At 30.5% G+C, this 8,311-nt stretch carries 10 protein-coding genes and 1 pseudogene; all 11 read right to left on the reverse strand.

Annotation, left to right across the window (positions count from 1 at the left end):
* Nucleotides 1-106: 106 nt before the first annotated feature.
* The 11 genes and pseudogenes from ACSHW5_RS16335 to ACSHW5_RS16385 all read right to left on the reverse strand — a co-directional run bounded on the left by ACSHW5_RS16335 (nt 107) and on the right by ACSHW5_RS16385 (nt 8,258).
* Nucleotides 107-835 carry an ABC transporter ATP-binding protein gene (locus tag ACSHW5_RS16335; protein ID WP_435677223.1) on the reverse strand — a complete coding sequence of 243 codons (729 nt, stop codon included), beginning with the start codon at nt 833-835 and terminating at the stop codon, nt 107-109.
* Nucleotides 836-904: 69 nt separating this feature from the next.
* The gene (locus tag ACSHW5_RS16340; protein WP_435677216.1) at nt 905-1,807 is read right to left on the reverse strand and encodes an ABC transporter ATP-binding protein; all 903 of its coding nucleotides are present in this window, start codon (nt 1,805-1,807) and stop codon (nt 905-907) included.
* Nucleotides 1,808-2,701, reverse strand: coding sequence for an HlyD family secretion protein (locus ACSHW5_RS16345; RefSeq protein ID WP_435677217.1), 894 nt, complete (start codon nt 2,699-2,701; stop codon nt 1,808-1,810). It lies immediately after the preceding gene.
* A 96-nt stretch (nt 2,702-2,797) separates the two neighbouring features.
* Nucleotides 2,798-4,051, reverse strand: a complete 1,254-nt coding sequence (locus ACSHW5_RS16350) for a TolC family protein (RefSeq protein ID WP_435677218.1) — start codon at nt 4,049-4,051, stop codon at nt 2,798-2,800.
* A gap of 1 nt (nt 4,052) precedes the next feature.
* Complete coding sequence (locus tag ACSHW5_RS16355) at nt 4,053-4,664, reverse strand: TetR/AcrR family transcriptional regulator (RefSeq protein WP_435677219.1); 612 nt, start codon at nt 4,662-4,664, stop codon at nt 4,053-4,055.
* Nucleotides 4,665-5,025: 361 nt separating this feature from the next.
* Nucleotides 5,026-5,622, reverse strand: a complete 597-nt coding sequence (locus ACSHW5_RS16360) for a PDDEXK nuclease domain-containing protein (protein ID WP_435677224.1) — start codon at nt 5,620-5,622, stop codon at nt 5,026-5,028.
* A pseudogene (locus ACSHW5_RS16365) lies at nt 5,599-6,048 on the reverse strand (DUF1016 N-terminal domain-containing protein); the annotation flags it as partial. The gene ACSHW5_RS16360 and the pseudogene ACSHW5_RS16365, both read right to left, overlap by 24 nt.
* Before the next feature lie 501 nt (nt 6,049-6,549).
* Nucleotides 6,550-6,852, reverse strand: coding sequence for a helix-turn-helix domain-containing protein (locus ACSHW5_RS16370; protein ID WP_239764133.1), 303 nt, complete (start codon nt 6,850-6,852; stop codon nt 6,550-6,552).
* Nucleotides 6,853-6,899: 47 nt separating this feature from the next.
* Entirely contained in the window at nt 6,900-7,241 is a 342-nt protein-coding gene (locus tag ACSHW5_RS16375) for a type II toxin-antitoxin system RelE/ParE family toxin (protein ID WP_435677220.1), read from the reverse strand.
* A gap of 448 nt (nt 7,242-7,689) precedes the next feature.
* Nucleotides 7,690-8,037 (reverse strand): hypothetical protein, encoded by a 348-nt coding sequence (locus ACSHW5_RS16380; RefSeq protein WP_435677221.1) that lies wholly within the window; start codon nt 8,035-8,037, stop codon nt 7,690-7,692.
* A 2-nt stretch (nt 8,038-8,039) separates the two neighbouring features.
* A complete protein-coding gene (locus ACSHW5_RS16385; RefSeq protein WP_435677222.1) occupies nt 8,040-8,258 on the reverse strand; it encodes a hypothetical protein in 219 nt (72 codons plus the stop codon).
* Nucleotides 8,259-8,311 lie beyond the last annotated feature (53 nt).

Raw genomic sequence — 8,311 nt, forward strand, 5'->3', positions numbered from 1 at the left:
TATATTCTTTTTTTCTCCTGCCGATTTCGCTGATAACCGCTGATTTTTTAATTACATTTTAAATTCTTATTTCTGCGTAAATCTGTGAAATCTGCGGGAACATTCTTTATCCTCTTGCTAATTTTAAAAACACATCATTCATATGATCAACCTTAAACTGTTCTTTTAATTTTTTCGGAGTATCTAAAGCTTCAATTTTTCCGTTCACCATAATAGAAACTCGGTCGCAATATTCTGCTTCATCCATATAGTGTGTGGTTACAAAAACCGTGGTTCCTTGGTGTGCAGCTTTGTAAATCAATTCCCAAAACTGACGCCTAGTAATTGGATCTACGCCTCCTGTGGGTTCATCTAAAAAAACAATTTTAGGATCGTGAAGCAAAGAAACGGAAAAAGACAACTTTTGTTTCCAACCTAATGGTAGTGAACCTACCAATTTCTTTGCAACACTTTCTAATCCTAATTCTGTTATTAAAATTGCCGACTTTTCTTTTATTTGTTTTCTTGAGAGTCCATAAATGCCACCAAAAAAAGTAATATTTTCTTTTACCGTTAAATCATCGTACAAAGCAAATTTCTGACTCATATAACCGATATTTTTTTTGATATCTTCTGCTTCTGTGTGCACATCAAAACCTGCAACATTTGCTTTACCAGAACTTGGATTAGAAATACCAATCAACATTTTCATAGCCGTTGTTTTTCCTGCACCATTTGCGCCTAAAAAGCCAAATATTTCCCCTTTTTCAACCTCAAAAGTTATTTTGTTCACCGCGGTAAAATCTCCAAATATTTTGGTTAATTCTTCGACTTGTATAACTTTATTATTTTCCATTTTATATTTTTGTTTCATCGAGCGCGGTTGAGATGTTTTAATACTTATCTACTTAGCTCAAACTAACATTTATTTTGCTAATTCCATAAAAGTGTCTTCTATGGTGGCGGCCGTTTTTTCTATTAGAATATTCTTTAAGTTTTTCGATTCTAAATAGGTTTTTAATTCCTTCGGATTAAAATCTGATCTGGTATCTGTGTAATGCACAAACTCTCCAAAAGGATATGCACTATGGTTAAAATCATAAGTTTTTAAACTATTCATAAGCTGATACATGTTATTTGAAGAAACGTTATAAATAGGTTTTGGATACTTTTTTACAATAGCTTCTGGCGTATCAATTTCTAAAATTTTTCCATCCTGAATTAAGGCTATTCTATCACACAAAGCAGCCTCATCCATATATGGAGTAGAAACCAATATGGTAATGTTTTTTTGCTGTAAGCGTTTTAACATTTCCCAAAATTCTTTTCTAGAAACGGGATCAACGCCGGTTGTTGGTTCATCTAAAAACAACACTTTTGGTTTGTGAATTAAAGCACAACATAAAGCTAATTTTTGCTTCATTCCACCAGATAATTTTCCTGCTCTACGATTCTTAAATGGTGCTATTTGAACATAAATATCTTTTATTAAATCGTAATTTTCTTCAATGGTTGTTCCGAAAATAGTCGCGAAAAAATCTAAGTTTTCCTCCACGGTTAAATCGTGGTATAAAGAAAATTTTCCAGGCATATAACCTACACTTTTCCGAATACTTTTATAGTCTTTAACTACATCAAAACCCGCAACAGTGGCAATACCTTCGTTAGCAATTAAAAGCGTTGTTAAAATTCTAAACAACGTGGTTTTTCCTGCTCCGTCTGGGCCAATTAATCCAAATAATTCTCCGGCTTTTACATCAAAAGAAATACCTTCTAAGGCTTTTACTTTTTTATATGATTTTGATATGTTACTAATTGTTATAGCCATTTATTCTTGTGTTAACCACATTTCTGCAGGCATTCCTATTTTTAAACTTCCATCATTCACAACATCTAATTTTACCGCGTATACCAAAGCAACTCGTTCTTCTTTGGTTTGAATAATTTTAGGCGTAAATTCTGCTTCAGAAGCAATCCAACTTACCGTTGCTGGAAAAGATTTCATATCTTCAGAAGAATCAACTTTTACGGTTACTTTTTGTCCGATTTTAATATTTTCTAATTGCGTTTCACTGATGTAAATGCGCAATTTCATGACACTTAAATCTGCAATTTTATACAAAGGTTTTCCAAAAACAGTAATTTCATTTTCCTCTGCATATTTGCTTAAAACCGTTCCGTTTACAGGATTTATTATTTTACTTTTTTTAATTTGATCGTCAATTTGTTTTAATTGAACATCCATACTTTTCAGTTCGTTTACAACGGGTGCGTTCTGTATTTCTACGCTTCTAACCTGACTTTTAATAATATCAATTTCACCGGTAACATCATCTAATTGCTTTTGCGTTCCTGCGTTGTCTTTCATTAAATTTTCTATTCTATTCTTATTGATATTGGCTGTTTTTAATCTTGATTTTAACACAGAAATTTGTGATAAAACTCCTTTAGATTTAGAGCTAATTACAGATTTTGAAACTATTAATTGTTCTCGTTTTAAAGCCAATTGTACAGTATCTATAAAACCAATAAATTGATTTTTTTTAAGCAAATCTCCTTCATCAATAGAAAACTGCATTAATTTTCCGTTATTTTCTGCTGAAATAGTTACTTCTGTTGCTTCAAAGTTGCCATAACCGTCTGCCTTTCCATTGTCTTTTCCACAAGAAAACAAGGTTGCAGCAATAATGCTAACTATTAATATGTGCGTGTATTTTTTCATTTTTTTTTATTTTTGCTCCCGCTGATTTCACTGATTTTCGCAGATTTTTAAATATTTACATTTTTCTAAGTGCATCTGCGAAATCTGCAGGAGATTTTATTCTCCTTTTATAGTATTGTAATTCGCTTTTGCTAATTGTACTTGTATTTTGTGTCTTACTAAAGTGTTTTCTGCTTCAAATAAATTGGTGAATTCTGTAATGTAAATAGATGATGTGATGACGCCGTTTTTAAGCTGAGAGTCTAAGGTTTTTAATACTTTTTTACGAAGATTGATAATAGCCACATCAGAAGTTAAAAAAGCCAATATCTTTTCTATTTCCTTTTGTTGTTTGTCTAAGGCAATGTTGGTGTTTAACTTAAAAACTTCGGTTTCATTTTCTATGATATCTTTATGAATGGCAATGGTTTGTTGTTGTTTTTTGTTGGTATTCCAATCAAAAATATTCCAATGTAATTGAATGCCCACAGTGTAAAAAGTATGAAATGAATTGTCTAATAAATTTAAACCAGGATTACCATATCCGCCAGTTGCAAAACCATTTAGTTTTGGCGAATTTTGTTTAGAAATTAAATCTTCTTGCGTTGTAATTTCTTCTTTTTTTAGTTGAAATAAATCTAATTCGGGTCTTTTTATTTCATTATTTAATTGTGCAGTAATTAACGGAATTTCTAATTTTGTATCAGCTTTAAAAGGTTTTCCTGTGAAACTAGAAAGTGTTTCTAATAATGATAATTTTCTAGTGTTAACCTCTATAAATTGTTGTGCTATTTTTAACAATTCTGCTTCTAAAATACTGTCTGATGACGGTAATAACACGCCGTTTTTTATACCCGATTTTACTTCTTTTAACTTTGTTTCTAATTGCTTTTTTTTAGCTTCTAATAAATTAAAAGTTTCTTGGTTTAATAAAATGGAAAAATAAAGTTGATTAATTTGCGCTTTTAATTGATAAATACTGGTTTCAATATTTTTCTTTTTTGTCTTTAATTCTGCGGCCTTTACTTTTAAATTCGCAGCAGTAGCACCTCCATTATAAATTAATTGATTTACAGATAATGTTGCTCTGTACTGGTCTTTGTTGATGGGCGTTATACCAGTCATAGCCAATGGAAACTCCAGCACTTCTGATTGATACGTTACTTGCGCATCTAAATTAATTTGTGGTAAAGTTGCCTTGGTAATAATGGTTTTATCTAATTGATTTTGTTGTTCTAACAACTGATGTTGTTTTACCAAAGGATAATTGGTTTCTACTAAATGATAACATTCGGTTAGTGTTAAACTTTCTTGTGCAAATACACCAAAGTTTAGGATTGTTAGCATTAAAATAAATCCTATTTTTTTCATCTTATATTTTTATAGAATTAATAATAAAATTTGCAACTTCTGTTTTACGGGCTTCAATAAGTTGTTGAAAAGTTTCATCTTCAACTGCTATTAAATTCTGAATTAAAGGTTTGGCGATAAAAGGAAAGACATTTAAGGCCAAAATATTGATAAATAATTGTTCTGCATGTATACTTCTTATAAAGCCCTTTTCAACTTCAATAGCTACTTGTTTTTTGAATTTATCTAGATTTGGAAGGGCGTTATTTTCTTTCATTTTTAAAATGAAATCTGGATTTCTATTCAGTTCTTGAATGATAAAATTGGGCAAATACGGATGTTCTGCAATAAATGTAATGTAGTTTGATGAAAAGTTTTTTACTTTTTCTTCTATAGAAGAATCATCATTTAAAATGGTATTTAATTGAGGAGCTAATAATGAAAAAGCATTTTTAAAAACGGCTTCAAAAAGTAATTGTTTACTTCTGTAATAATAATGAAGCATAGCTTTGTTTATGCCTGCTTCATTTGCAATTTCTTGCATACGAGCACCGTCCATTCCTTTTGCCTGAAAAATGCGTTTTGCTGCTTCTAAAATTAGACTTTCTGTGTTTTCGTTTTTCTTATTTTTCATTACCAACTATATAGTTTAACCATTTGGTTAACAAATGTACAAAAAATAATCAAACTCTTTAAATGTTTGATTATTTTTCGGTCTTGTATATGGTTTGTTGCGTGGTTTAAGCAACTAATTTAGTAAATAATTACGGACATAAAATTCGCGAGGATTTTCGTAAACATGTCCTGAGCTTTGTTGAAGGATAGGCAAGAAGCTAGCAATAAATTATATACGGTGCCTTAAGTAGTGCTTTTTTCATTCAGCTTGGTTTTTCCAAGGTTTGTTATTTAGTTCAAATGTGAGCGTTTGCTAGAAATACTCTTTTGTAATTTTTGGCGAAGCATTGGCTGGTGTGAATTGCAAATGTGTATGGCTTTTAGCGTTGGCTATTCCGTTCAGCTATTAATGATTTCAACTCTTCCTTACTCGGAAGTACTGTTTCATATTTACTCGCAAAAATCTGCTCGTTATTTTCAGGCAAAGTATATTCTACAACTGATTGACTCTTGTCTCTACACAAAACTATTCCGATTGTTTTGTTTTCCTCATCTAATCTTATTTCTCGGTCATAATAATTCACATACATCTGCATTTGTCCGAGGTCTTGATGCTTTATCTCTCCAATTTTCAGGTCTATTAATACGAAGCATTTTAAAAATCGGTTGTAGAAAACTAAATCAATTCTAAAATGTTTGTCATCAAATGATATTCTCTTTTGTCTCGCAACAAAGGTAAATCCGTTGCCAAGTTCCAGTAAAAAATGCTCCAGCTTGTCAATTATTTCTTGCTCTAATTCACTTTCGGAATAATTAGAATGTTCTGGAAGTCCAATGAATTCTAAGATGTAAGGGTCTTTTATAGAACCTTTCGGTTTTTCTAGAATATGACCTTTTTCTGAAAGTTCTTTTACCTTGTCCTTGTTCCTACTTAATGCTAATCTTGTGTATAATGCTGAATCAAATTGACGTTGCAATTCTCTAACGCTCCAATTATTTTTAAAAGATTCTATTTCATAAAAACTACGCTCGTTTTTATCTTCAATCCGCATAAGTTTTAAATAATGAGACTAACTTAATATAATATTTTCATTTTCTGATTTCCGAGACAGCGTTTCGGATTTCTCATAAGCCAAGTAGAACTTACTCATATTCTCTAAATTATCTACCGAAAACCCTTTTCCAAACTCTTTTTTAAGAACAGATGAAAGCCCTTTTAAAATTTCTTTTCCATAATCAGCTCGTTCTTTACCATCTTGTTCTTCTTCAACTATCATTTTACCAATTTCAAAGTAGGTAACAACCATAGTATGGTTTACAGAACGAACAACTTTGTTTTTTGCAGATTGTAATAAACTTAAAATCTGAGAATGAAATTTGTTATTTGATGGTTTATTAGTCATAATTATCCTAAAAAGTGTTGAGTTCTCGTTTTTTCTACGATTGAAATTAAGTCTTCAAGAATATTTTCGTAATTAGATTTGTCTGTCGACATTATTTTATTTTCTAAAATTCAAAGATAATGTTAAAATTTGATTGATTTTTCTGAAGTTTGTTTTTTATGTTGGGTAACGTGTTTGTGTATGAAAAGTTGCGGTTTTGTTCGCGAGGATTTTCCACCAGAAAATCTGAAGTGAGCAAAAAAGCAGCTGCCTTTGGTGAAGCAATAAATTTAGCAATTTTTTTTACACGGTGTGCTGTTGCACAACTACTTGTTAAAGATACAGAAATTTTGTATATTTAGTAATGCAAGGCAAGAAAAACTATCAAGAAAAGCTGTTCAATATTTTTCAGTTGAGTGAGCGTGTTTTCCCCATAAGAGACATATTCTGCCGACTTCATCAACACAATATTATCGGCGAGCCGAATACTTAGTTATTGCCATTAGTACTTTCTTTTCGATTTTAAATGTCAAGTGACAATTTCAAACTTCCACCTAATCCTTCTCGAATTATTCTCATTAATGTTGAAAGTCTAATATCACTTGCATTATTTTCTATTCTCGAAATATAATTTTTCGTTGTTCCAACTTTTTCTGCGAGTTGTTGTTGAGTAAGATGCTGTTTTTTTCTAGCTTCTTGTATTAAAACTCCAATTCTAAAAGTTTCGAATTCTTCTTCAAATTTTTCCCTAGTTTCTGTTCCTGTTTCTCCATATTGTTCGTTTAAATGGTCGTCAAATGAAGTTAGTCTTTTATCTGTTATCATAACCTAATATGCCGTAGTTATAGTGGTGCGCGCCACTTTTTAAGTTATTATTTTTGTTCGTAATATTCTTTTTTTAAACGTTCTGCTCTTTTAATTTCTTTTTTCGGTGTTTTCTGTGTCTTTTTCTGAAACCCACTTAATAAAACTATTAAATTTCCATTGTCAAAAAAACAGAATATTCTAAATATTCCATTTCCTGCTGAAACTCGTACTTCCCAAATTCCGTCAGTATTTGTTAGATGTTTTAAGAATTTTTCAGGAACAATTCTTGTTCGTTTTAAAATCAAAAGTGTCCAATCAATTTTCTTTCGAACGACAAGTGATTGTTTTTTGTAAAAATCATTAAAGTGATTTTCGTAAAATCCTATTTCCCTGTTAAATTCGTTCAACTTTATTAATCGTTTAATTCGATACAAAGTTACCTAAAAAGGCAACATTTTCCAAATTAAAAAGAATTTTTAATTTTCAGGCGATTTTTGTATTAATGGCAACGGATTTGTGTATGAAAAGTTGCGGTTTTGTTCGCGAGGATTTTCCGCCGGAAAATCTGAAGTGAGCAAAAAAGCAACTGCCTTTGGTAAAGCAATAAATTTAGCAATTTTTTTTACACGGTGTGCTGTTGCACAACTACTTGTTAAAGATACAGAAATTTTGTATATTTAGTAATGCAAGGCAAGAAAAACTATCAAGAAAAGCTGCTCAATAATTTCCAGTTGAGTGAGCGTGTTTTCCCCATAAGAGACATATTCTGCCAACTTCGTCAACACAATATTCAGCTCTGGCCTATCGGCGAGCCGAATACTTAGTTATTGGCAATAGTATTTTTATTAACAATTTTTATTTACCATAAAATTTCCTGTAATAGTAAATGTTCTGTTTCTTCATTTTGTTATTTAAAGCAAATAAATGAGCTAAAGGTTTGATAAATAGTAAAAAAGAAAATAAGAGTAGTATTGGACCAAACGATTTTATATTTAAAACAGCAATAACCAAAATAAATACTGCAAGAAAATAATTAGCTCGATAGAGCAGTGATCTGAATTCTTTTTTATTACTTTTCATTAAATTTCGAATATCATCATCTTCCTCTGTTAAGAACAATTTATATTCACTACCTGTTAGATATTTTCTCAAAACTTTATTTTTATTGAGACTAATTTTTTCTATATATTGTTTTATATTCATAATTAAAATTCTATTGTTCCGCCATTTAGAAGGTTATCGATTTGTTTATCTGAAATTTCAATTTCCGCGTTAGGATTGTGAAATTCGTTAATTTTATTCGCTAAACTATTTAAAGTTAAGTTTTTAGAGTTATTCTTTAATTCTAAAAAATCTGCTTTATTATTTTTAATTTTTATTTGTAACTCATTAAGTTCTTCAGTGTTTTGACCCCTATAAAACAAGAGTAATCTTTTAAATTTCGATTATTAATTACGCGGTTAATTTTTTCATCTTG

The organism is Polaribacter sp. (assembly GCF_051251875.1).
In the GTDB taxonomy this organism is placed as follows: domain Bacteria; phylum Bacteroidota; class Bacteroidia; order Flavobacteriales; family Flavobacteriaceae; genus Polaribacter.

What these genes read in the sequence shown, in the direction of transcription:
- ACSHW5_RS16370 (WP_239764133.1), bottom strand. Translation starts at nt 6,852, where the DNA reads ATGATAACAGATAAAAGACTAACTTCATTTGACGACCATTTAAACGAA.
- ACSHW5_RS16350 (WP_435677218.1), bottom strand. Translation starts at nt 4,051, where the DNA reads ATGAAAAAAATAGGATTTATTTTAATGCTAACAATCCTAAACTTTGGT.
- ACSHW5_RS16355 (WP_435677219.1), bottom strand. Translation starts at nt 4,664, where the DNA reads ATGAAAAATAAGAAAAACGAAAACACAGAAAGTCTAATTTTAGAAGCA.
- ACSHW5_RS16345 (WP_435677217.1), bottom strand. Translation starts at nt 2,701, where the DNA reads ATGAAAAAATACACGCACATATTAATAGTTAGCATTATTGCTGCAACC.
- ACSHW5_RS16340 (WP_435677216.1), bottom strand. Translation starts at nt 1,807, where the DNA reads ATGGCTATAACAATTAGTAACATATCAAAATCATATAAAAAAGTAAAA.
- ACSHW5_RS16380 (WP_435677221.1), bottom strand. Translation starts at nt 8,037, where the DNA reads ATGAATATAAAACAATATATAGAAAAAATTAGTCTCAATAAAAATAAA.
- ACSHW5_RS16335 (WP_435677223.1), bottom strand. Translation starts at nt 835, where the DNA reads ATGGAAAATAATAAAGTTATACAAGTCGAAGAATTAACCAAAATATTT.